Origin of the sequence: Actinomadura opuntiae (genome assembly GCF_030283205.1) — a bacterium.
Lineage (GTDB): Bacteria > Actinomycetota > Actinomycetes > Streptosporangiales > Streptosporangiaceae > Spirillospora.
On sequence record NZ_JASNWF010000002.1, the window covers coordinates 543,960 to 566,598 of the forward strand.

The 22,639-nt window shown below is 72.0% G+C and carries 23 protein-coding genes; 19 read left to right on the forward strand and 4 right to left on the reverse strand.

Annotated elements, in window-relative coordinates:
- The first annotated feature begins 174 nt into the window (after positions 1–174).
- The 7 genes from ftsH to QP089_RS05985 all read left to right on the forward strand — a co-directional run bounded on the left by ftsH (position 175) and on the right by QP089_RS05985 (position 5,696).
- On the forward strand, positions 175–2,181 hold the full coding sequence (gene ftsH / locus QP089_RS05955) for an ATP-dependent zinc metalloprotease FtsH (RefSeq protein WP_285910287.1): 2,007 nt from the start codon (positions 175–177) through the stop codon (positions 2,179–2,181).
- Between the two features lie 5 nt (positions 2,182–2,186).
- Entirely contained in the window at positions 2,187–2,801 is a 615-nt protein-coding gene (folE, locus tag QP089_RS05960) for a GTP cyclohydrolase I FolE (RefSeq protein ID WP_285910288.1), read from the forward strand.
- 148 nt (positions 2,802–2,949) lie between these two features.
- A complete protein-coding gene (gene folP / locus QP089_RS05965; RefSeq protein ID WP_285910289.1) occupies positions 2,950–3,831 on the forward strand; it encodes a dihydropteroate synthase in 882 nt (293 codons plus the stop codon).
- Positions 3,828–4,265: a nuclear transport factor 2 family protein gene (locus QP089_RS05970; protein WP_285910291.1), complete on the forward strand. Its 438-nt coding sequence runs from the start codon at positions 3,828–3,830 to the stop codon at positions 4,263–4,265. The genes folP and QP089_RS05970 overlap by 4 nt, the downstream gene beginning before the upstream one ends.
- The gene (folB, locus tag QP089_RS05975) at positions 4,262–4,642 is read left to right on the forward strand and encodes a dihydroneopterin aldolase (protein WP_285910292.1); all 381 of its coding nucleotides are present in this window, start codon (positions 4,262–4,264) and stop codon (positions 4,640–4,642) included. Before QP089_RS05970 ends, folB begins: the two co-directional genes overlap by 4 nt.
- Complete coding sequence (gene folK / locus QP089_RS05980; protein ID WP_285910293.1) at positions 4,639–5,226, forward strand: 2-amino-4-hydroxy-6-hydroxymethyldihydropteridine diphosphokinase; 588 nt, start codon at positions 4,639–4,641, stop codon at positions 5,224–5,226. The genes folB and folK overlap by 4 nt, the downstream gene beginning before the upstream one ends.
- Positions 5,223–5,696 carry a DUF3180 domain-containing protein gene (locus QP089_RS05985; protein ID WP_285910294.1) on the forward strand — a complete coding sequence of 158 codons (474 nt, stop codon included), beginning with the start codon at positions 5,223–5,225 and terminating at the stop codon, positions 5,694–5,696. The genes folK and QP089_RS05985 overlap by 4 nt, the downstream gene beginning before the upstream one ends.
- Positions 5,697–5,724: 28 nt before the next feature.
- Here the strand turns inward: QP089_RS05985 and QP089_RS05990 are convergent, their stop codons facing one another.
- A complete protein-coding gene (locus tag QP089_RS05990; protein WP_285910295.1) occupies positions 5,725–6,873 on the reverse strand; it encodes an NADH-quinone oxidoreductase subunit D in 1,149 nt (382 codons plus the stop codon).
- Positions 6,874–6,952: 79 nt separating this feature from the next.
- Between QP089_RS05990 and QP089_RS05995 the strand changes: the two genes are divergently transcribed.
- Together QP089_RS05995 and QP089_RS06000 are read left to right on the forward strand one after the other, a co-directional pair.
- Complete coding sequence (locus QP089_RS05995) at positions 6,953–7,603, forward strand: PH domain-containing protein (RefSeq protein ID WP_285910296.1); 651 nt, start codon at positions 6,953–6,955, stop codon at positions 7,601–7,603.
- Positions 7,604–7,959: 356 nt separating this feature from the next.
- Positions 7,960–9,123 (forward strand): PH domain-containing protein, encoded by a 1,164-nt coding sequence (locus tag QP089_RS06000; protein ID WP_285910297.1) that lies wholly within the window; start codon positions 7,960–7,962, stop codon positions 9,121–9,123.
- 81 nt (positions 9,124–9,204) lie between these two features.
- Here the strand turns inward: QP089_RS06000 and QP089_RS06005 are convergent, their stop codons facing one another.
- Positions 9,205–10,044 (reverse strand): alpha/beta fold hydrolase, encoded by an 840-nt coding sequence (locus QP089_RS06005; protein ID WP_285910298.1) that lies wholly within the window; start codon positions 10,042–10,044, stop codon positions 9,205–9,207.
- An 86-nt stretch (positions 10,045–10,130) separates the two neighbouring features.
- Between QP089_RS06005 and QP089_RS06010 the strand changes: the two genes are divergently transcribed.
- Both QP089_RS06010 and QP089_RS06015 read left to right on the forward strand, forming a co-directional pair.
- On the forward strand, positions 10,131–10,577 hold the full coding sequence (locus tag QP089_RS06010) for a MarR family transcriptional regulator (protein ID WP_285910299.1): 447 nt from the start codon (positions 10,131–10,133) through the stop codon (positions 10,575–10,577).
- A gap of 235 nt (positions 10,578–10,812) precedes the next feature.
- Complete coding sequence (locus QP089_RS06015; RefSeq protein WP_285910300.1) at positions 10,813–12,021, forward strand: cytochrome P450; 1,209 nt, start codon at positions 10,813–10,815, stop codon at positions 12,019–12,021.
- A gap of 327 nt (positions 12,022–12,348) precedes the next feature.
- Here the strand turns inward: QP089_RS06015 and QP089_RS06020 are convergent, their stop codons facing one another.
- Entirely contained in the window at positions 12,349–13,365 is a 1,017-nt protein-coding gene (locus tag QP089_RS06020) for an SAM-dependent methyltransferase (RefSeq protein ID WP_353070552.1), read from the reverse strand.
- A gap of 105 nt (positions 13,366–13,470) precedes the next feature.
- Here QP089_RS06020 and QP089_RS06025 point away from each other — a divergent pair, with 105 nt between their 5' ends.
- The 5 genes from QP089_RS06025 to QP089_RS06045 all read left to right on the forward strand — a co-directional run bounded on the left by QP089_RS06025 (position 13,471) and on the right by QP089_RS06045 (position 19,458).
- Entirely contained in the window at positions 13,471–14,634 is a 1,164-nt protein-coding gene (locus QP089_RS06025) for a sensor histidine kinase (protein ID WP_285910301.1), read from the forward strand.
- Between the two features lie 124 nt (positions 14,635–14,758).
- Complete coding sequence (locus tag QP089_RS06030) at positions 14,759–15,454, forward strand: response regulator transcription factor (RefSeq protein ID WP_446474010.1); 696 nt, start codon at positions 14,759–14,761, stop codon at positions 15,452–15,454.
- Between the two features lie 155 nt (positions 15,455–15,609).
- Positions 15,610–15,885: a chaplin family protein gene (locus tag QP089_RS06035; protein WP_285910303.1), complete on the forward strand. Its 276-nt coding sequence runs from the start codon at positions 15,610–15,612 to the stop codon at positions 15,883–15,885.
- 263 nt (positions 15,886–16,148) lie between these two features.
- On the forward strand, positions 16,149–16,922 hold the full coding sequence (locus QP089_RS06040) for an ABC transporter ATP-binding protein (RefSeq protein ID WP_285910304.1): 774 nt from the start codon (positions 16,149–16,151) through the stop codon (positions 16,920–16,922).
- Between the two features lie 4 nt (positions 16,923–16,926).
- Positions 16,927–19,458: an ABC transporter permease gene (locus tag QP089_RS06045; protein ID WP_285910305.1), complete on the forward strand. Its 2,532-nt coding sequence runs from the start codon at positions 16,927–16,929 to the stop codon at positions 19,456–19,458.
- A gap of 221 nt (positions 19,459–19,679) precedes the next feature.
- On the opposite strand, the gene QP089_RS06050 is transcribed toward QP089_RS06045, so the two are convergent.
- Positions 19,680–19,946, reverse strand: a complete 267-nt coding sequence (locus QP089_RS06050; protein ID WP_285910306.1) for a hypothetical protein — start codon at positions 19,944–19,946, stop codon at positions 19,680–19,682.
- Between the two features lie 316 nt (positions 19,947–20,262).
- Between QP089_RS06050 and QP089_RS06055 the strand changes: the two genes are divergently transcribed.
- The 3 genes from QP089_RS06055 to panD all read left to right on the forward strand — a co-directional run bounded on the left by QP089_RS06055 (position 20,263) and on the right by panD (position 22,602).
- Positions 20,263–21,219 (forward strand): Rossmann-like and DUF2520 domain-containing protein, encoded by a 957-nt coding sequence (locus QP089_RS06055; protein WP_285910307.1) that lies wholly within the window; start codon positions 20,263–20,265, stop codon positions 21,217–21,219.
- 100 nt (positions 21,220–21,319) lie between these two features.
- The gene (gene panC / locus QP089_RS06060; RefSeq protein WP_285910308.1) at positions 21,320–22,186 is read left to right on the forward strand and encodes a pantoate--beta-alanine ligase; all 867 of its coding nucleotides are present in this window, start codon (positions 21,320–21,322) and stop codon (positions 22,184–22,186) included.
- Positions 22,186–22,602, forward strand: a complete 417-nt coding sequence (panD, locus tag QP089_RS06065; protein ID WP_285910309.1) for an aspartate 1-decarboxylase — start codon at positions 22,186–22,188, stop codon at positions 22,600–22,602. The genes panC and panD overlap by 1 nt, the downstream gene beginning before the upstream one ends.
- The last annotated feature ends 37 nt before the right edge of the window (positions 22,603–22,639 follow it).

The following is a 22,639-nucleotide window of genomic DNA, read 5'->3' on the forward strand; positions in this document are numbered from 1 at the left end:
ATTATCCCGGGCCCTCGGGTCGGGGAGCCAGGTGACGGAGACCGCCTCGGTGGGTCCGGAGCCCCGGGCGACGGGCCTTTTGTTGGTCGCAGTGGCGTCCGCCCCCCGGGACGGGCGAGGATCGCACACAGACGTTGGTCAGGAGGGACGGGCCCCGTAGGGGTAACCGGATAAATGGACGTGAAGCGCTATTTTCGCGGGCCGCTGCTGTGGATCCTGCTGTTCGGCCTCTTGGTCGCCCTGGTGATGTGGGGCGTCAACCCCGGCCGCTCGTTCGAGAAGACCGACACCTCGAAGGTCGTCCAGGAGATCGCCGCGGGCCAGGTGAAGTCCGCCAAGATCGTCGACAAGGACCAGCGGATCGAGGTCACGCTCAAGAACGGCAAGCAGCAGCAGGCCTCCTGGGTCGACGGCCAGGGCCTCCAGCTGCAGAACCAGTTGCAGAAGCAGGCCGACGCCGGCAAGCTGCCCGGCGGCTACAACGTTGATGTCCCCAAGCAGAGCTTCTTCCTGAACCTGCTGTTCAGCCTGCTGCCCATCGTGGTCATCGTGCTGATCTTCCTGTTCATCATGAACCAGATGCAGGGCGGCGGCTCGCGCGTGATGAACTTCGGCAAGTCCAAGGCCAAGCTCATCACCAAGGACACCCCCAAGACCACCTTCGCCGACGTGGCCGGGGCCGACGAGGCCCTGGAGGAACTCGAGGAGATCAAGGACTTCCTGCAGAACCCGGCGAAGTTCCAGTCGATCGGCGCGAAGATCCCCAAGGGCGTGCTGCTGTACGGCCCGCCCGGCACCGGCAAGACGCTGCTCGCGCGGGCGGTGGCCGGCGAGGCGGGGGTGCCCTTCTACTCGATCTCCGGCTCCGACTTCGTCGAGATGTTCGTCGGCGTGGGCGCCTCGCGCGTGCGCGACCTGTTCGAGCAGGCCAAGACCAACGCCCCTTCGATCATCTTCATCGACGAGATCGACGCCGTGGGCCGGCACCGCGGCGCGGGCCTCGGCGGCGGCCACGACGAGCGCGAGCAGACGCTGAACCAGCTGCTGGTCGAGATGGACGGGTTCGACGTCAAGGGCGGCGTGATCCTCATCGCGGCGACCAACCGTCCCGACATCCTCGACCCGGCGCTGCTGCGCCCGGGCCGATTCGACCGGCAGGTCACCGTGGACCGTCCCGACCTGGAGGGCCGCAAGGGCATCCTGCGCGTGCACGGCCGCGGCAAGCCGTTCGCCCCGGACGTCGACCTCGACGTCATCGCGCGCCGTACCCCCGGTTTCACCGGCGCGGACCTGGCGAACGTCATCAACGAGGCCGCGCTGCTCACGGCGCGCTTCGACCGCAAGCTCATCGACATGGACACCCTCGAGGAGGCCATCGACCGGGTGATGGCCGGGCCCGAGCGCAAGACCCGGGTGATGTCGGAGAAGGAAAAGAAGATCATCGCCTATCACGAGGGCGGGCACGCGCTGGTGGCGCACGCGCTGCCGAACTCCGACCCCGTGCACAAGGTGACGATCCTCCCGCGCGGGCGCGCGCTGGGGTACACCATGACCCTGCCGATGGAGGACAAGTTCCTCACCACGCGCTCGGAGATGACCGACCAGCTCGCCATGCTGCTGGGCGGACGCACCGCGGAGGAACTGGTCTTCCACGAGCCGACCACCGGCGCGGCCAACGACATTGAGAAGGCCAGCTCGATCGCCCGCAACATGGTGACCGAGTACGGCATGAGCGAGCGCCTGGGCGCCCGCAAGTTCGGCACCGGGCAGGGCGAGGTCTTCCTCGGCCGCGACATGGGCCACGAGCGGGACTACTCCGAGGACATCGCCTCCGCGATCGACGACGAGGTCCGCCGCTACATCGAGGCCGCGCACGACACCGCGTGGGAGATCCTCGTGGAGTACCGGGACGTCCTGGACGACCTGGTCGTCAACCTCATGGAGAAGGAGACCCTCTCCAAGGAGATGGTGCTGCGGATCTTCGCACCGATCCAGAAGCGGCCGCACCAGAACTCCTACACCGGCTACGGCAAGCGGCTCCCGTCGGACCGCCCGCCGGTGCTGACGCCGAAGGAGCTGGCGCTGCTCGGTCCCCAGGACGTGACCGACCTGACCAAGAACAACGGCCAGGGCGGCGGTGTCCCCTCCGAGTCCGCCGACCCGGCCCCGGGCGAAAGCTGACCGCCTTGGCCATCCCGTACGACGAGGAGCCGGTGCAGGAGGACCCCCCGGGGTTCGACCACGCCCGGATCGAGAAGGCGGTGCGCGAGATCCTGTTCGCGATCGGGGAGAACCCCGATCGCGACGGGCTCCGCGACACCCCGGCGCGGGTCGCGCGCGCGTACGCAGAGCAGTTCGCCGGCCTGCGCCAGACACCCGAGGACGCGCTGACGACGGTGTTCGACGCCGACCATGAGGAAATGGTCCTGGTGAAGGACATCGAGGTGTACAGCGTGTGCGAGCACCACCTGGTGCCCTTCCACGGGGTGGCCCACGTGGGGTACACGCCCAACAAGAAGGGGCAGATCACCGGCCTGTCGAAGCTGGCCCGCCTGGTCGACGTGTACGCGCGTCGCCCGCAGGTCCAGGAGCGGCTGACCAGCCAGGTGGCGGACGCCCTGATGAGCGTGCTCGAACCGCGCGGCGCGATCGTGGTGATCGAGGCCGAGCACCTGTGCATGACCATGCGCGGGGTGCGCAAGCCGGGCGCCAAGACGGTCACGTCCGCGGTCCGCGGCGACTTCCGTGATCACCCGGAGACTCGCAGCGAGGCGATGAGCCTGATTCTGGGCCGCTCCTGACCGTCCTCCCGTCCCTCGTTCGACCGAACCACTGAACGGGCCTCAGCGTCGCGCTGAGGCCCGTTCAGCGTGTGACGGATGGGCCTGGGCGGACGGTCGGGACGCGGTCGCCCGCGACGGACCCGCCTCAAGGCATAGGGTTGGTCGCATGACCAGTGCCGCCGTTCCGGGCCTGCCCCAGCCGGGGCGATGTCTCGTCATGGGCGTGGTCAACGTCACACCGGACTCGTTCTCCGACGGCGGATCCTGGTTCGATCCGGAGAAGGCCGTCCGGCACGGGCTGGACCTCGTCGCCGAGGGCGCCGACATCGTCGACGTCGGCGGGGAGTCCACGCGTCCGGGCGCCCAGCGGGTGTCCCTGGACGAGGAACTGCGCCGCGTGGTGCCCGTCATCCGGGCGCTCAGCGAAGAGAACGTCCCGGTCAGCGTCGACACCATGCGCGCGGAGGTGGCGGAGGCCGCTGTCGCCGTCGGCGCCCGATTGGTGAACGACGTGAGCGGCGGGCTGGCCGACCCGGACATGCCGCGTGTCGTGGCCGCCGCCGGCGTTCCCTATGTGGTGATGCATTGGCGCGGTCACAGCCACGACATGCAGACCAGGTCCGTCTATGCCGACGTGGTGCGCGAGGTGCGCGAGGAGCTGCTGCACCGTGTCGACGCCGTCCTGGACGAGGGCGTCGACCCGTCCATGGTCGTGCTCGATCCGGGCCTGGGTTTCGCCAAGAGCCCCACCGCCGGGCACAACTGGGCCCTGCTCGCCCATCTGGACGAGTTCATCGGCACGGGTTACCCCATCCTCGTCGGCGCGTCCCGCAAGAGCTTCTTCACGACCCTGCTGGCCGAGCCGGACGGGACGCGCCGCCCGTTCGCCGAATGCGATGACGCCACCGTCGCCGTCACGTCCCTTGCCGCGACGGCCGGTGCGTGGTGCGTGCGCGTGCACCGGGTACGTCCGAACGTGGACGCCGTACGGGTGGCGGCCGCGATCGAGGCCGCCCGACCCATGCACCCCGGGAGCGACCACGAATGAGCCGTGCAGTGAACCGCGCCGACCTGGAAGAGGTCCACGCCGAGTTCTACGCCGCCTTCGAGGCGGGAGACTTCGATCGCATGTCCGCCGTGTGGGCGGACGGCCCCTACGCGGCGGGCGTCTCCTGCGTCCATCCCGGCTGGACGATGCTCCGGGGACGTGACGAGGTCCTGCGCTCGTGGGCGCTCATCATGGCCAACACCACCTATATCCAGTTCGTGCTGACTGACGTCGAGACGGATGTCTACGGCGACCACGCCGTGGTCACGTGCAAGGAGAACGTCCTCACCGCGGACGAGGACACCGAGGCCGGTTTCCTCGCCGGAGGAAGCATCGTGGCCACGAAACTGTTCGTACGGGTCGACGGGCAGTGGCGGCTGCTGCTGCACCACGGTTCGCCCGTGCTCAACCCCGCGGATGCAGAGGAAGAATGAGCCTGGACCGCACAGACCTGGACCGCATAGAGCTGCGCGGCCTGCGCGCCCGGGGACGGCACGGCGCGCTGCCGGCCGAGCGCGAGCTCGGGCAGGAGTTCGTGGTGGACGTCTCGCTCGGCCTCGACACCCGTCCGGCGGCGGAGACCGACGACCTGTCGCGTACCGTCGACTACGGGACACTGGCCGGGCGGCTGGTCGCCGCGGTCGAGACCGACCCCGTCGACCTGATCGAAACGCTGGCCGACCGGCTCGCGAAGATATGTCTGGAGGACCCGGCGGTGGCGGAGGCCGAGGTCGCCGTCCACAAGCCGAGCGCCCCGGTGCCGCACCCCTTCACGGACGTCGCCGTGAAGATCAGGAGGAGTCGCCCATGACAGCGTCCGACCGCATGCCCGACCGCACCGCGACCGGCGGCCACATGCTGGTCCAGCACCGCGTGGTGTTCTCGCTCGGCAGCAACCTCGGCGACCGCCTGGACAACCTGCAGGAGGCGGTCGACGCCCTGTTCGACGCCCCCGGACTGGAGTTCGTGGCGTGCTCCCCGGTCTATGAGACACCGCCGTTCGCGCCGCCCGGGGAGACGCTCCCCGAACAGGGCGACTATCTGAACATCGTGGTCGTGGCCGACACCCGACTGCCACCCGAGAACCTGCTCGAGCGGGTGCTCAACATCGAGAACTCCCTGCGCCGCGTCCGCGAGGTCCGCTGGGGGCCGCGCACCCTGGACATCGACATCGTGGTGTTCGGCGACATCTCGTCCGACGACCCCGACCTGACCCTCCCGCACCCGCGCGCGCACGAGCGGGCGTTCGTGCTCGTGCCGTGGGCCGACATCGAGCCGGACGTGCTGCTGCCCGGGCACGGCCGCGTGGGCGACCTGGCGGAGGCCAAGCAGGCGGAAGGGGGCCCGTCGGCCGTTCGCCGCCGGAACGATCTGACCCTGCAGCAGCCTGCATGAGGCCGTCCCGCCCGCTGTTCCTCGTCGCCCTCGTGATCGTCGTGGCAGTGATCACCTGGGCGGTGTTGCGTTCCGCGTACGTCTCGCTGCCGCCACTGCCGTGGACGGCGGTGCCGACGCTGCTGCTGCTGGCGCTCGGTGAGGGGTTCACCGGGTACAACCTGCTGCGCCGTATCCGCCGCAAGCCGAACACCAGGCCGGTGGAGCCGCTCGCCGTCGCTCGCATGGCCGCGCTCGGGAAGGCGAGCGCGCACACCGCGGCGTTGATCGCCGGTGTCTTCGGCGGGTTCGCCGCCAGCCTGGCGGACTCGCTGGACAAGTCGACCCCGCGGCACGACTTCTTCGTCAGCGTCGGCACGTTCCTGGCGGCCGTGGTGCTGGTCGGCGCCGCGTTCTTCCTGGAGTACGCGTGCCGCGTGCCGAAGGACCCCGACGAGGAGCAGCGCGACCGGAACGCCTCCCGGGCGTAGGCGTCCGGTAGCGCCGCTGCTCGCTGAGCTATTTGTCGATGTCGCCGACGACGAAGAACATCGAGCCTAGGATCGCGATCATGTCGGCTACCAGGTTGCCGGGCAGCAGTTCCGCCAGCACCTGGATGTTGTTGAACGAGGCGGACCGCAGCTTCATCCGCCACGGCGTCTTCTCGCCACGCGACACCAGGTAGTAGCCGTTGATGCCGAGGGGATTCTCCGTCCAGGCGTAGGCGTGCCCCTCGGGCACCTTGAGGACCTTGGGCAGCCGCTGGTTGACGGGCCCGGGCGGCAGTTCGCCGAGCCTGTCCAGGCATGCATCGGCGAGGTCGAGGGACGCGTACACCTGGTCAAGCAGGCACTCGAAACGGGCGAGGCAGTCACCTTCCTGCCGCGTGACCACCCGCACGTCGAGTTCCCCGTACGCGAGATACGGCTCGTCGCGCCGCAGGTCGAAATCGACACCGGACGCCCGCGCGATAGGGCCCGACACCCCGTACTGGAGGATCTGCTCCTGTGTGAGCACGCCGACGCCTCGTGTGCGCGCGCGGAAGATCTCATTGCCCATGATGAGATCGGCGATGTCGCCCATGCGGGAGCGGACCTCGGAGACCGCCGTCCGCGCGCGCGCCGTCCACCCCGCGGGCAGCTCGTCCTTCAAGCCGCCGACACGGTTGAACATGTAGTGCATGCGTCCGCCGGAGATCTCCTCCATCACCCGCTGCAACGCCTCGCGCTCGCGGAACGAGTAGAAGATCGGCGTGATCGCGCCCACTTCCAGCGGATACGAGCCCAGGAACATCAGGTGGTTCAGGACCCGGTTGAGCTCGGCCAGCAGCGTCCTGGTCCACACCGCGCGGACCGGCACCTCCATGCCCAGCATCCGCTCGGCGGCGAGGACCACGCCGAGCTCGTTGGAGAACGCCGACAGCCAGTCGTGCCGATTGGCGAGCACGATGATCTGCCGGAAGTCCCGCACCTCGAAAAGCTTCTCGGCGCCCCGGTGCATGTAGCCGACGATGGGCTCGGCCGCCGAGATCCGTTCGCCGTCCAAGGTCAGCCTCAGCCGGAGCACCCCGTGCGTGGACGGGTGCTGGGGGCCGATGTTCAACGTCATGTCCTCGGTCGCGAGCTCCTTGGCGCCCGCACCGATACCGACGATCCGCTCGGTGGTCATGGTCGCGTCTCCGCCGCTCCGATCACCGCTTCATGGTCCCATGGCGGGCGGTGGCCGTTATCCGGTTGACTAGGGGGCAATGAACCCCAGCCAGAGCGGTTACCCGCACGATCCCGCGGACCCGTCACCGGGCCGGCCCGGTTTCGCGCCCGGCCCGGTCGGGCAGGCGCACGCCGTGGACGGACAGCAGGCGGGCGCCCACCCGCAGTCACCGGTCGCGGCGCCGCCGACGTACCGGGCCGACCAGGCGTTCGCCCCCGGAGACGGGCTCCAGTGGGCGACGATCTCCGGACGACACGCGCCGCACCGGCTGCTCACGGCAGTCCTGTGGGCGGTCCCGGTCGGCGCCGTGGGCGCGTACGTGGTGTGGCGCAACGGGGGCGCGGTCGCGGCCGCCATGTGGATCGCGGCGGCGCTGCTGGCGACCGTCGGTACGTGGGTCGTCGCCGAACTCGACCGCAGGTCGTTCGGCTATGTCGAGCGCGCGGACGACCTCGTCGTAACTCACGGCGTTTTCGTCAAGCGCCTCATCGTCGTCCCCTACGGCCGCATGCAGTTCGTGGACGTCACCGCCGGGCTTCTCGAGCGGTGGATGGGGATCGCGACGGTGCGCTTGCACACGGCGGCCGCGGCGACGGACGCCGCCATTCCCGGCCTGCCTGCGCTGGAGGCCGCGCACCTGCGGGACCGTCTCGCCCAGAAGGGCGAGGCCAGGAGCATGGGCCTATGAGCGGCCCTTACGGCCCGCCGTACGGAGCGCCTGGTCCTTATGGGCCGCAGCGAGGCCCGTACGGTCCGCCCGGACAACCGCCCTATGGGCCGCCCCGACCGCCCTACGGGCCACCTCGTCCTCCTTACGGGCCACCTCGCCCGCCCTATGGGCCTCCGTACGCCTACGGGCCGCCGCCCGGTTACCGGCCCCCTCCGCCTCCGATCCGGTTCTCCGAAGGGACGCATCGGCTGCATTGGGCGACGGCGCCGCTGCGCGCCTTCGTCTTCCTCATCATCTACTTCGTCCTACTCGGGTTCCCGCTGCTGCTGACCCAGACCCGAAGCGGCGTCGCGCTGGAGCTCACGCCCAGGGTGGTGACGCGCTTCCTCGTGGTGTCGGTGGTCATGACGGCGGTGGCCATCGGTTCCGGCCTGTGGACCTGGCTGGCCCTGCGTTTCCGCGTCGATGGCGACGACCTCGTGGTCGAAACGGGGCTCCTCCGTAAGCGCGCGCGCCGCATCCCGCTCTCGCGCATCCAGGCCATCGACGTCGTCCGTCCGCTCGTGACGCGGGTGTTCGCCTTGGCGGAGGTCCGTGTCGAGCTCGCGGGCGGTGAGCAGAGCGAGATCGCGCTGCGCTATCTCGGACGCCACTCCGCCCAGCAGTTGCGCGCCGAACTCCTTGCGCGCGCGGCCGGTCTCCCCGGGCACACGCCTGAGGCGCCTGAGCGGCATATGTGGCGCGTCCCGTTCGGGAACCTGCTCGCCTCGCTGCTTCTACGGCTGCCGGTGCTCGGCACGGGGATCGGTTTTTTCGCGACGCTGGTGTTCCTCGTGGTGTACGCCGAGGGCGGCATCCTCGCGGTCACGGTCCCTATTCTGCTCGGGCTCATCCGGGCAGTCATCGCCCCGCTGGTGATGTACGCCAACTTCACGGTCGCGATGTCACCGGACGGGATAAGGCTGCGGTACGGGCTGCTGGAGACGCGGATGCAGACGCTTCCGCCTGGCCGTATCCAGGCCGTCAGCATCGTCGAACCGGCGATCTGGCGCAGAGTCGGATGGGCGCGCGTCGAGGTCACCGTCGCCGGGTACGCGGGGGAGCGCCAGGCACTCTCCTCGACGCTGCTGCCGATCGCGCCCCGGCACGTCGCCATGCATCTCGTCTCACAGGTCTTCCCCGGCACCCACATCGACGCCGTGCCGCTCGTCCCCGCCTCGTCGAAGGCGATCGCGGTCGACCGGGCGGACGGCGCCGGCGCCGACGACGTGGTCTTCGTGGCGCGGCACGGATGGCCCTGCCTGCGCACGGACGTGATCGCTCATGCGCGCGCGCAGAGCGTCCGGCTCACGGTGAACCCGTTCCAGCGCTTGTTCGGCCTGGCCACCGTCCACGTCGACGCGCCGCCGGGACCGGTCCGGGTGGCCGCCGCCGACCGGGAGGTCGGCGAGGCCCGCGCGATCGTCGAGTCGGCCTCCCGCCGCGCGCAGGCCGCCCGCAGCGCTGGCGGAGACCCCGCCCACTGGGCCGCTCGCTGACGGACGGGGTTATCCACAGAACGACGTTCTACTTCCCTGGTCATCGGCGACCGCCGAGCATGAATGGCGTGCACCGAATCGTCAGGAGGACGTCGTGAACAGTTCGTGGACGCGTGCGGCAAAGCCGGTGGGGAACGAGGTGTTGCCGTTGTGGCCGCCGGGGAACTCCTCGATCGGACGTCCGAGCAGCATCGACAGCTCGACCGCGCACTGGTGGTTCCAGGCCTTCGTGGAGTCCTTACCGGCTGCGGGAATGATCCGGGTGTGCGCCGCGGCGGCGGCGACCTCGGCCGGGCCGAGCGCGTCCATGCGGCACTGGGGGATGTCGTTGGCCAGGTAGTAGCCGAAGTTGGCCGCCCGCTCCTCGGTCATCGGAGCGGCGACGACGCCGGCCTCCGTCTCGATCCGGGCGGGGTCCAGGCCGGTGAGCGCGGCCGCCAGCGGCACGGCGGCGCGCCAGCCGTCCGTCCGGTACACCTCCTCGATCTCGGCGAGCCGGCGTTCGATGTCGGCGCGGTCGGCGGCCGACAGCAGACCGGGGGTCGCGGGGTCGTGGGCGATGAGGGCGGAGAGCTGCCCGGGGTGCGCCGCCGCCAGGTGCAGTCCGTACAGGGCGCCGAGGCTGCACCCGAGCATGAGGGCGGGCTCGTCGGTCAACGCGGCGAGCAGGTGGTGCACGTCCTCGGCGTGCATGGCGGGCGTCACCGGGACGGACGGATCGTCGACCTTCGTCCGGGAAAGGCCCCGGCGGTCATAGGTGACGACCGTGTAGGGCCCGACGAGCCGGTCGACGAGATCGGCGGTCCTGCGGGCGTCGCCCTCGCCGCTCTGCCCGATGATCAGCAGCGGCCCGTCCCCGCGGACCTCGTAGTACACCTGCGCGCCGGGCACCAGCAGCATCGCGGTCTTGGTCGCGTCCATCCCGCGTCCTCCTGGAGAGTCAATGTAAGTACATCTCAATAGATACATCGAAATCGATGTATCTGTCCAGATGTAAGTTGGGAGGCGTGAACGGAGTCGAGCTGTTCCTGCTGGGGCGGACCCTGATGAAGATCGGCGAGGAGGCGATGCCGGCGCCGCGCGGCGGCCCGGCGGGCGGCACCCGCGCGGTCTTGATCGTGCTGAGCGACATCGTCGACCACCCCGACACCGCGATCGGGGAGATCGCCGAGCGGACCGGCCTGCCGCAGAGCCAGGTCTCCACCGCCGTCGCGCGGCTCCGGAAGACCGGCTCGGTGGTGACCGCCCCCGACCCGGACGATCGCCGCCGCTCCCTGGTCCGCAAGGCCGACGAGGTCTCCGACCGCGTCGCCGAGGTACGCGCCACCACCATCGACGCCGCCCTGACAGCGGCACTCGGCGGAAACGAGCACCTCCCGGAGGTGACGGAAGCCCTCACCACCCTCTCCCGCCACCTCTCCCCAAAAAACCTCACCCCCCGCCCCCACCCCTGACCCCCACCCCCGCCCACCCCAACCCCACGCCCACCGCGCCGTGCCCCCACCGCGCCGCGCTCCACCTCGCCGCGCCCGACCGGACCGCGCTCCACCGCGCCGTGGCCTACCGCGCCGTGACCTACCGCGCCGCTTGGGACGCTCCGCGGGTTGGAGCGGCCGTCTGGTGGGTCGCGCTGTCCGGGGGTCGGGTTGTTTGGGGGTGGTGGGGGTGGGGGCGGCTTATTGTCTGGGGGTGGGTGAATTTGGGTACGAGCCGTGGTCTGCGGAGTTCGTGGCGAATCCGTATCCGGTGTTCGAGACGCTGCGGGCGGAACGGCCGGTGTTCTTCCATGAGGCGACCGGGCAGTGGGTGGTCAGCCGGTACGAGGACGTCGACGCGTTGCTGCGGGACAGGCGGCTCGGCCGTTCGTACCTGCACGTGGCCGGGCACGAGGAGTTCGGGCAGGAGCCGGAGGCGGAGTTCCTCAAGCCGTTCTGGGACCTCATCCGGGCCGGGATGCTCGACGTCGAGCCGCCCACGCACACGCGGCTGCGGCGGCTGGTGTCCAAGGCGTTCACGGCGCGGATGGTCGAGGGACTGCGGCCGACGATTCGGAGGCTGGCCGGGGAACTGGCCGGGGCGCTCGCCGCCGAGGGCGGCGGCGACCTGATCGCCGCGGTCGCCGAGCCGCTGCCGGTCACGGTGATCGCCGAGATGCTCGGCGTGCCCGCGGCGGACCGTCCGCTGTTGCGTCCCTGGTCCGCGGACATCTGCGGCATGTACGAGCTGAACCCGCCCGAGGAGGCGCAGCGGACGGCGGTCCGCGCGGCGGTGGAGTTCTCCGACTACCTGCGGGAACTGGCCCGGTCGCGGCGGAAGGAGCCGCGGGACGATCTGATCAGCGCGCTCGCCCAGGTCGTGGACGATGGGGACCGGCTGACCGAGGACGAGCTGATCGGCACCTGCGTCCTGCTGCTCAACGCGGGGCACGAGGCCACCGTCAACGCGACCGGTAACGGGTGGTGGACGCTGTTCCGCAATCCCGGCGAGCTGGAGCGGCTTCGGCGGGACGGCTCGCTCGTGCCCACGGCCGTCGAGGAACTGCTGCGCTACGACACCCCGGCGCCGATGTTCGAGCGCTGGGTGCTGGAGGACGTCACCGTCGCGGGTGTGGACATTCCGCGCGGTGCCGAAGTGGCGCTGCAGTTCGCGTCCGCGAATCGGGACCCCGAGGTGTTCGCCGATCCCGACCGGCTCGACCTCGCTCGCGACCCGAATCCGCACATCACGTTCGGCCTCGGCATCCATTACTGCCTCGGCGCCCCGCTGGCCCGGATCGAACTGGCCGAGTCCCTGGCAGCGCTGCTCCGGCTGGCCCCGGACCTGCGGCTGGTCTCCGAGCCGGAATGGAAGCCCGGCTTCGTCCTGCGCGGCCTGCAGGCCCTCCACGTGGAGTGCTGAACGCGGTGGGCTCGACCGCGTCTATCAGGCCCGGCGGACCTGTACGGGTGACAGGGGTCTTCACCAGACCGTCATGCTCATGGCCGGTAGGAGGGCGCTGAGGTCGAGCCGGTAGGTGGCGGGCCGGTTAGTGCGGACGAAACGCTCTGCAGGTCGTAGATCTCTGCGGGTGTCGGCGGTGAGTGGAGCGCCCGCCGGGCAGGCGTTCGGCCGCTTGCCGTGGCCGTGTGGGGACCGTCGAGAAGCCTCGACCAGTACCAAGTACGTGCACCCGCTTATCGATGGTGGTTGTGCGGCCGCGGTCCTTGCCGGCTGCCGGAGTGTGAGTCAGAGGGCGGTGAGTGAGGTGGGCATGGGGATGCCGACTGTTTGGGCGAGCCAGCCGAAGCCGCCCAGGCCGGACGGGTCGGTGAGTTCGGCCTCCTCGCCGGCGCGGCACAGGGCGGCGAGGTAGCCGCGGGGGTCGCTGTGGGCCAGGGACAGGGGCGGGCGGGCGCCGGAGAGGCCCAACGCGAGGAGGGCGGCGCGCTGGGTCGTGAGCAGGGTGGACGTGGCGCCGGCCCGTTCGCCCGCGGCGGTGCAGGCGTCGAGGGCGACATGCGCCGTCACGTCGCAGGAGCCGTCCGGGACGGCGGGGACGGTCGCGCCGTCGCGGTAGCCGGTGAGGGTGCCGTACGGGGGGCGGGTGTCGCGGGCGTGCGAGTAGTCCACGGCGATCGCCAGACCCCGGTCGAGGCGTCCGACCACCGAGGCCCACGCGGCGCAGCGCGGATGCCCGATCTCGGCGCGGTCGCCCGGTTCGTGGAGCGGCCACCAGCGGTCCAGCCAGTCGCGGTCCTCGGCGGACGGCTCAGCGCCGGGGCGCTCGCTGCCGCTGGACGGGTCGACCAGCACGGTGCGGGCGCCGTCCGGGGTCTGCTCGACGACGTCCAGGGGGATGTTGTCGAGCCACTCGTTGGCCACGGCGAGGCCGGTGATGCGGTCGGGAAGGTCGGCGCGCCAGGTGATGGACGCCGGAATGTCGGGGGGGCGTGGTGCTATCTCCACGGCGGTGGGGACCAGCCGGGAGGTGATGCCGGGGGGAAGGCAGGCGAGGATGTTGCCGAGCAGGCGGCCCGAGCCGGCGCCGATGTCGACGAGGTCGAGCCGGGCGGGGTGGCCGAGCGCGGTGTCGACGTCGAGCAGGAGCCGGGCGATCGCGGTGGCGAAGCGCGGCGAGGCGTGCACCGAGGTGCGGAAATGCTCGGCGGGGCGCTCTCCCCGCCGGTAGAAGCCGCCCTCTCCGTACAGTGCCCGCTCCATCGCGGTGCGCCATGTCAGCCACTCGGTAACCAACGCCGCCACGTCCGTGACGTTACCGTGGGACGGCCTCCGGACCATCCCTGTGGCGGACACCGGTCCGACTTGCGGCTGATCCCGGCCTGACCAGCGGCTACATACGCTGTCCGCATGGTCGGGAGGTTCTGGGAGTGGCTGCGCGGCAAGAAGGCGCTGGTCGACGCCTTCTTCGCGGCCGCGGTGCTGGCCGTGTCGCTCCCCGCGTGGCTCGGCGGCCACCAGGGCATATCGGAGCTGGTCTATCTCACGCTGACGGCCGGGCTCGTCGCGCCGCTGGTGCTGCGGCGGACGTTCCCGCGCACCGTCTTCGCGGTGGTGGCGCTGGTCTGCGCCGCCCAGTGGGCCGCCGGTGTCGTCCCGGTGCCGGCGAACGTGGCCGTGCTGATGGGCCTGTACACGGTCGCGGCCGGGTTCGCGTTCCGCTGGGCGCTGGCGGCGGCGCTGGTGGGGGAGCTCGGCGCGGTGCTGGCGGCGCTGCGGTACGCGTCCGGCCGCGACGACCAGCAGTCGACGCTGCTGATGCTGTCGGCGCTGGTGGCGGGCGTGTGGATCCTCGGCCTGCACATGCGGACGCGCCGCGCCTACCTCAGCTCGCTGGAGGAGCGGGCGGCGCGGCTCGAGCGGGAACGCGACGCCGAGGTGACGATGGCGATGGCGGCGGAGCGGGCCCGCATCGCCCGCGAGCTGCACGACGTCGTGGCGCACAACGTCAGCGTGATCGTGGTGCAGGCGGACGGCGCGTCCTTCGCGATCGACACGGACGTGGGGCGGGCCCGGCAGGCGCTGGAGACGATCTCGCTGACCGGGCGCACGGCGCTGGCGGAGATGCGGCGGCTGCTCGGGGTGCTGCGGGAGAGCGACGGCGCGGGGGCCTACGCGCCGCAGCCGGGCGTGGCGCAGCTGGACGACCTGGTCGAGCAGGTGCGCTCCTCGGGGCTGCCGGTGACGTTCGAGGTCGCCGGTTCGCCGCCGGACATGTCGGAGGGCCGCCAGCTGACGGTGTTCCGGATCGTGCAGGAGGCGCTGACCAACACGCTCAAGCACGGCGGGCCGCGGGTGGCCGCGACGGTCCGGCTGCGGTACGCCGACGACGCGGTGGAGGTCCGAGTGCACGACGACGGGCGGGGCGCGGCGGCGGCCGACGACGGGCGCGGCCACGGCCTCGTAGGTATGCGGGAGCGCGCCGCGGTGTACGGCGGCAGCGTCCGCGCCGCGCCGCGTCCCGGCGGCGGCTTCGAGGTGGTCGCGCGCATCCCGACCGGGGAGGCCGCGTGACCTCACCGGCGTGCCCGCCGGGGTTCGCCCGGGGCGCGGGGCCCGCGGGCGCCGCCGCGGGTGGGAGCGTAGGACGTGAACGCGGGGGCCCAGTGCGCGCCCGTTGCGAGGAGGCGTGATGGAGATGGACGAGTCGGAGGCCGGGCCCATCCGGGTCGTGCTGGTGGACGATCAGGAGCTGGTCCGGGCCGGTTTCACGATGGTGCTGGACGCCCAGCCCGACATCGAGGTGGTGGGCGAGGCCGGCGACGGGCAGCAGGCCCTCGACCTGCTGCGGACGACGGCGGCGGACGTGGTGCTGATGGACGTCCGGATGCCCCGGATGGACGGCATCGAGGCGACGCGGCGGGTGGTGTCCGGCGAGGCCGCCCCGAAGGTGATCATCCTGACCACCTTCGACCTGGACGAGTACGCGTTCGCGGCGATCAAGGCGGGCGCGGGCGGGTTCCTGCTGAAGGACGCCGGCCCGGCGCAGCTGATCGAGGCGATCAAGGCGGTGCACTCGGGGGACGCGGTGGTGGCGCCGAGCACCACCAAGCGGCTGCTCGACCGGTTCGCGCTGCACCTGCCGGACACCGAGGACCGGGCGAGCGGCGCGCTGGAGAGCCTGACCGATCGGGAGGGCGAGGTGCTGCGGCTGGTCGCGCGGGGGATGTCGAACGCCGAGATCGCCGGCCGGCTGTTCGTCTCGGAGGCGACGGTGAAGACGCACATGGGCCGGATCCTGATGAAGCTCGGGCTCCGCGACCGGGTGCAGGCGGTCGTCTTCGCCTACGAGACGGGTCTGGTCAAAAGCGGTCAAACCGGTGACCCTTTGTAACGCCTTGATTACTCGTTGGCGACTATTTGCCGCCATGCTGGGGTGCACTATTGGCTTACCCGAGAGTAGCTGGGTAACTACCGTACGCGACGCCCTCTACGGGCGGCTTCGGAAATATTCGCTTCGGGCCCTCGGCCCGGTACGGGAGGACTCTCGTGTTCAAGAAGCTCGCCGCCACCGGCATCCTCGGTTTCGCGGTCGCCGGTTCGGTTCTGGCCGCGGCCCCCGCGTACGCCGGGGGTGGGGGCCACGGTCACGGTCACGGCCACGGCAACTTCTCCAACAACCACACCAGCGGCAACGGGTCGATCCTGGGCGGCACCCAGGTCATCGCCCCGATCTCGATCCCGATCGACGTGTGCGGCAACGCCGTCGCCGTCATCGGCATCGCGGGCGCCGGCTGCAAGGGCGGCGCGTCCGTCCACAACTGACACGAAACGCCGGACGCCGAGCGTCCGGCCCTGAGGCGCCGGAGGCCCGCACGGGCCCCCGGCGCCTCGCCCTGTCCGGCGCCTCTCCTGGCCGCCGCGGGGTCGGTCGGCAGGAAGGGGGACGGATGCGTACGTCTCAGGTCGTACGGAGCGGCCCGGGGCAGCCGGAAAGCTGACACCGAGCGGAGCCGCTCGGCCGATGGCAGCGGCACCGCGGATTCCTAGCGTTGATCACGGTCGTATCCGTTCCTGAAGGAGTCACCGTGACCAGCACGTTCACGAGTCCGTCCGGGGGAGCCCCCGATGCCGCGGCGCCGTCCGCGGTCGCCGCCGCCGGGGTGTCGAAGGTGTACGGGTCGGGCGGCGCGGCCGTGCGGGCGCTGCACGAGGTCAGCGTCGGGTTCGCGCGCGGCGCGTTCACCGCGATCATGGGCCCGTCCGGATCCGGGAAGTCGACGCTGATGCACTGCCTGGCCGGGCTGGACACGGTCACCTCGGGCCGGATCGTGCTGGGCGACGCGGAGATCACCGGGATGGGCGACCGGCAGCTGACGCTGCTGCGCCGCGAGCGGATCGGGTTCGTCTTCCAGGCGTTCAACCTGCTGCCGACGCTCACCGCCGAGCAGAACATCCTGCTGCCGCTGGAGCTGGCCGGGCGCAAGCCCGACCGGGCCTGGTTCGACCGGGTCGTGGACGTGGTCAGGCTGCGCGACCGGCTCGGGCACCGGCCGAGCGAGCTGTCGGGCGGCCAGCAGCAGCGGGTCGCGTGCGCGCGTGCGCTGGTGGCCCGCCCGGACGTGATCTTCGCCGACGAGCCGACCGGCAACCTCGACTCGCGCGCCGGCGCGGAGGTGCTGGGGTTCCTGCGCGCCTCGGTCCGCGAGATGGGGCGGACGATCGTCATGGTCACGCACGACCCGGTCGCGGCCTCGTACGCCGACCGGGTGGTGTTCCTGCGGGACGGCGAGATCGTCAGCGAGATCCTCCACCCGACGCCAGACGCGGTGCTGGACCGGCTGAAGAGCCTGGGGGCCTGAGCCGATGCTGAGGACGACGCTGGCGGGCCTGCGGGCCCACAAACTGCGCCTACTGCTGACGGCGGTGGCCATCACGCTCGGCGTGGGCTTCATCTCCGGCACGTTCGTGCTGACCGACACGATGACCCAGGGGGTCGCGCGGACGTTCGCCAAGTCGGCCGGCAAGGTCGACGTCGCCGTCCGGCCGGATCCGAGCGCGGAGACCGGTTCCAAGGACGACCCCGGCATCCCGCTCGGCGTCCTGAACCGGGTCAAGGCGGTGCCCGGCGTGACCGACGCGCAGGGTGCGGTGCGCGGGGACGCGGCGCTCGTCGGCAAGGACGGCAAGACCGTGGGCGACACCCCGACCGTCGGCATTTCGGTGCCGTCCGGAAAACTGCTGCGCTTCGACGTCACCAAGGGCCGGATCCCGTCCGGCGGGTCCGAGGCCGTCCTCGGCAAGGACCTCGCGGACCGGTCCGGGTACAAGGTCGGCGACGCGGTGACGGTCCTGGACCACGCGAACCGCCCGCACCGCTTCACCGTCGTCGGCCTGCTGGACTTCGGCATCGACGAGGAGGCCGGCTACCGGGGCGGCGTCGGCTTCGACACCGCGACCGCGCTGGCGATGACGGGCGCGAAGAAGTACCAGGAGATCGACGTCCTGGGCGCGGGCGAGAGCGCGGTCGCGGCGGCGGTCGGCGGCGGGTACAAGGTCTCGACCGGCAGGGAGCTGGCGAAGGAGCTCGCCGCCGCGGCGGGCGCGGACACCGAGGTCATCAAGGCCGGCCTGCTGATCTTCGGCCTGGTCGCGATGCTGGTCTCGGCGCTGGTCATCTACAACACGTTCTCGATCCTGATCGCGCAGCGGATGCGGGAGATGGCGCTGCTGCGCTGCGTCGGCGCCACCCGCCGGCAGGTGTTCGGCGGGGTGGTCACCGAGGCGTTCGCAGTCGGGCTGGTGGGGTCGGCGCTCGGCATCCTCGCCGGGGCGGGGCTCGGCGCCGGCGCGGTCGCGGTGATGACCCGGCTGACCGACAAGGTGCGGATGGACGGGCTGGCGCTGTCCGCGCGGACGATCGCGATCGGTCTCGCGGTCGGCGTGGCGGTGACGGTCGTGTCCGCGCTGCTGCCGGCGCGGGCGGCGACGCGGGTCGCGCCGGTCGCGGCGCTGCGCGCGGAGCTGGAGCCGGGCGGCGGGCGGTTCCGGCTCGGCCCGGTCCGGACGGTGCTGGCCGTCCTGCTCGGCGCGGCCGGGCTCGCGCTCGGCGTGCTGGGCTCGGTGAACATGGCGAAGGGGCAGGCCGCGATGTACACGGTCGCGCTCGCGGGCGCCGTGTTCTTCCTCGCGGTGGTGACGGCGATGCCGGTGCTGGTGCGCCCGCTCGGACGCGTCGCCGGGTTCGTCCCGGCGCGGCTCGGCGGGGTGCCGGGACGGCTCGCCGTGGAGAACGCGCGCCGGTCCCCGCGCCGCACCGCCACCACGACGATCGCGCTGACCGTCGGCATCGGGCTGATGAGCCTGTTCGCGGTGGTCGCGGCCAGCGGCAAGGCGACGTCGGCGCAGAAGCTGGCGGAGCAGTACCCGGCCGAGTTCCAGGTGCAGGCGCGGACCGGCGACGGCGGCGGCCGGGCCCCGGACGGGCTCACCGAGGCGCTGAAGAGGCGGCCGGAGTTCTCCAACGTGTTCGAGGTGCTGGCCGAGGACGGCAAGGTCGACGGCAAGACGACCAACGTCGCGAGCCTCACCGGGACCGCGCTCGGGACCGTCCTCAAGCCGAGGCTCGTCGACGGGTCCGCCTCCGCGCTGACGGCGGCCGGGCTGAAGCCGGGGACCGCGATCGTGGAGAAGCGCATCGCCGAGGCCCACGGCCTGTCCGCCGGGCGGACCGTTCGGGTGCGGACCGCGCACGGCACCGTCCCGGTGAAGATCACCGCGGTGTACAGCACGTCGGCGACGACGCTCGGCGCCCTGCTGGTGCCGGAGGCGGACTTCGCCCGCTACTTCGGCTCCCCGGACGACTCGGCGATCTACATCAAGGACCGGGACGGGGTGCCGGCCGAGACCGCGCGCCGGGCCGTCGAGGCGGCCGCGCGGCCCTACCCGGCCGCGAAGGTGTACTCGTCCGCCGAGTTCGAGAAGAGCGTGAGCGACGCCATCGACATGATGCTGATGATCTTCGGCGGGCTGCTCGGGCTGGCGATCGTCATCGCGCTGTTCGGCATCGCCAACACCCTCACGCTGTCGGTGGTGGAGCGGACCCGCGAGTCGGCGCTGCTGCGCGCCCTCGGCCTCACCCGGCGGCAGCTGCGCCGCATGCTGTCGGTGGAGGCGCTGGTCATGGCCGTGATCGGCGCGTTCACCGGGGTCGTGCTCGGGGTGGTGTTCGGCTGGGCGGCGACCAACGCGATGGAGGACGGCGCGATCTTCTCGCTGCCCTATCTCCAGGTGACCGGGTTCGTGCTGCTGGCGGGTGCGGCGGGCACGCTGGCCGCGGTGCTGCCGGCGCGCAGGGCGGCGCGGGCGTCCATCGTGGAGTCGCTCGCGCACGACTGACCGGCCGCCTCGTCCACGGCCGACGGTGTTGTGCACGGAATGTGACGAGCGCCCGGATTCGGAGAGTCACCGAATCCGGGCGCGTCGTCGGCAGGACAGGTGCCTCGCCTCACCGTGAGGACGGCGTCGCGGTGCGGCGGGGCGCCGCGGGAGCGCCCTGGGGACGGCCGGGCAGGGCCCGGCCCCGGGCCGCCGGGCGGGCCCGCGGCGGCGTCACGCGGTCACCAGCGCCGGTGCCCGACCCAGCCGCCGGTACCGCTGTGGTTGTGCCCGTTGTACACGTGGTTGCCGTTGCAGCCCGTGCCGGACTGGCTGCCGACGGAGACGGAACCGCAGGTCACGCCATAGCCGCCGACGATCATCACGTTGGTGCTGTTCCCGACGGCGGTGTTGTGGTTGTAGGTGTCGGCGTTGGCCGGAGTGGCGGCGAAGGCCGTCCCCGCGAGGGTCGCGACGACCGCACCGGTCTTGAGGGCTGTCCTGATCAAAGTCTGCTCCATCTCGTCGGGGGCGGAGCGCCCTGGTCATTGCTGCCATTCACCTTGCGTGACGACGTCGTCACCATCATGGTTACGCCCCGCTTCCGCGTCCCCGCAAGGCTTCACCGTCCGTCACCTGCGAACTGTGACCGCTCGGCCGACACGGACGTTACGACAGGTAGCCCCACCGTCACCGATGTGTGATGGTGTTCGCGGAGCCCGTGCCGTTCCGGGCGCCCGCGACCCGCCGGAGGACGCGCCCGTGACCCGCGGGTACGCTGGGGCGCGCACGTCCGGTACCCACCTTGAGGACTGGAACGAACAGATGGACCCATTCACGGCCGACCCCGCCGCGCCCGGAGACGGGCCGGGGGCCGGGGAGACGCAGGGGGCCGGGGAGCCGCGGCCCGAGGACCGGCCCGCCCGGCTGTCGGTCGGCGTCGTCGGCGCCGGCCGCGTCGGCACCGCGCTCGGCGCGGCCCTCGCCCGCGCGGGCCACCGCGTGGTCGCCGCCGCCGCGGTTTCCGACCGCTCGCGCGAGCGGGTGGCGGAACGGCTGCCCGGCGCGGACGTCGCCACCCCGCAGGAGGTCGTGGCGGCCGCCGACCTGGTGCTGCTGACCGTCCCCGACGACGCGCTGCCCGAGCTGGCGGCGGGCCTGGTGTCCGCCGGCGTCCCCGTCACCGGCAAGCTCGTCATGCACACCAGCGGGCGGTACGGGTACGCCGTCCTCGACCCGCTGACCCGCGCCGGGGCGCTGCCGCTGGCGCTGCACCCGGTGATGACGTTCACCGGCCGCCCCGACGACGTGAACCGGCTCACCGGCATCTCCTTCGGCGTCACCGCGCCCGAGCCGCTGCGCCCGGTCGCCGAGGCGCTCGCCGTGGAGATGGGCGGCGAACCGGTGTGGATCGCCGAGGACCGCCGCCCGCTGTACCACGCAGCCCTCGCCGGCGGTGCGAACCACCTGGTCACGCTGGTCGTCGAGGCGATGGACCTGCTGCGCGCCGCGGGCGTCGGCGAGCCCGGCCGGATGCTCGGCCCGCTGCTCGGCGCCGCCCTCGACAACGCGCTGCGGCTCGGCCTCGACGGGCTGACCGGGCCGGTCGCCCGCGGCGACGCCGGCACGGTCGCCGACCACGTCGCCGAGCTCGGCAGGGTCTCGGCGGAGAGCCGCCGCGCCTACATCGCGCTGGCCCGCCTCACCGCCGACCGCGCGCTCGGCGCCGGGCTGCTCAAACCCGAGGACGCCGAGCGGCTCCTCGAAGCGCTGGCCGACTGACGGCCGCCCGCCATCGCATGCCGAACACCCGACTCACCAGCGCCGGCGACCGCCGGACGACCGACCAGGGAGGATCAGTGAGCGAGCCGGAGGGCGCGTCGTGACGCCCGTCATCGCCGCCACCCGCGAGGAACTGGACGCCGCCCGCGGCGGGGTGGCGGGCGCTCTGGCGCTCGTCCCGACCATGGGCGCGCTGCACGAGGGGCACCGGTCCCTGATCCGCGAGGCGCGGCGGCGCGCGGACGCGGTCGCGGTGAGCATCTTCGTCAACCCGCTGCAGTTCGGGCCGAACGAGGACTTCGACCGCTACCCCCGCACGTTCGAGGCCGACCTCGAGGCCTGCGCGGCGGAGGGCGTCGACATCGTGTTCGCGCCGTCCCGCGAGGTCATGTACCCGGGCGAGCCCGAGGTCACGGTCCGGTCGGGGCCGATGGGCGAGCGGGTGGAGGGCGCCGCGCGGCCCGGCCACTTCGACGGAATGCTCACGGTCGTGCTGAAGTTGTTGAACCTGGTGCGTCCGGACGTGGCGGTCTTCGGGCAGAAGGACGCCCAGCAGCTGGCGATGATCCGCCGGATGGTCGCCGACCTCAACGTGCCGGTCGAGATCGTCGGCGCGCCGACCGTCCGCGAGCGGGACGGGCTGGCGCTGTCGAGCCGCAACCGGTACCTGTCGCCGGACGAGCGGCGCACGGCCCTCGCGCTGTCGCGGGCGCTGTACGCGGGCGCCGACGCGGTGGACGAGGGGCCGGAGGCGGTGGTCGGCGCGGCGGCGGCCGTGCTGGACAAGGCCGCCGGCGCCGAGCCGCCGCTCGAGCTCGACTACCTGGTGCTCGTCGACCCGTCCACGTTCCTCCAGGTCACGACCGGCTACACCGGTCCGGCCGTGCTCGCCGCCGCCGGCCGCGTCGGCGCCACCCATCTGATCGACAACCTGCCCCTCCAGCTCGTCACCCCGAAGGAGCGCTGATGTTCCGGACGATGTTCAAGTCGAAGATCCACCGCGCCACCGTCACCCAGGCGGACCTGCACTACGTGGGCTCGCTCACCCTGGACCAGGACCTGATGGACGCCGCGGACCTGCTGCCCGGCGAGCAGGTGCACATCGTCGACATCGACAACGGCGCCCGCCTGGAGACCTACCTGATCGCGGGCGAGCGCGGCTCCGGCGTGATCGGCATCAACGGGGCGGCGGCGCGGCTGGTGCAGCCCGGCGACCTGGTGATCATCATCGCGTACGCGCAGATGACCGACGCCGAGGCGCGCGAGTTCGAGCCGCGCGTGGTGCACGTCGACCGCTCCAACCGGATCATCTCGCTGGGCTCCGACCCGGCCGAGCCGGTTCCGGGCGGCGACGACGTCCGGGGCGACCTCGTGCATCGCTGACGGCCTCGGCCCGCGGGCAGGGCGGCCGCGCATCCCC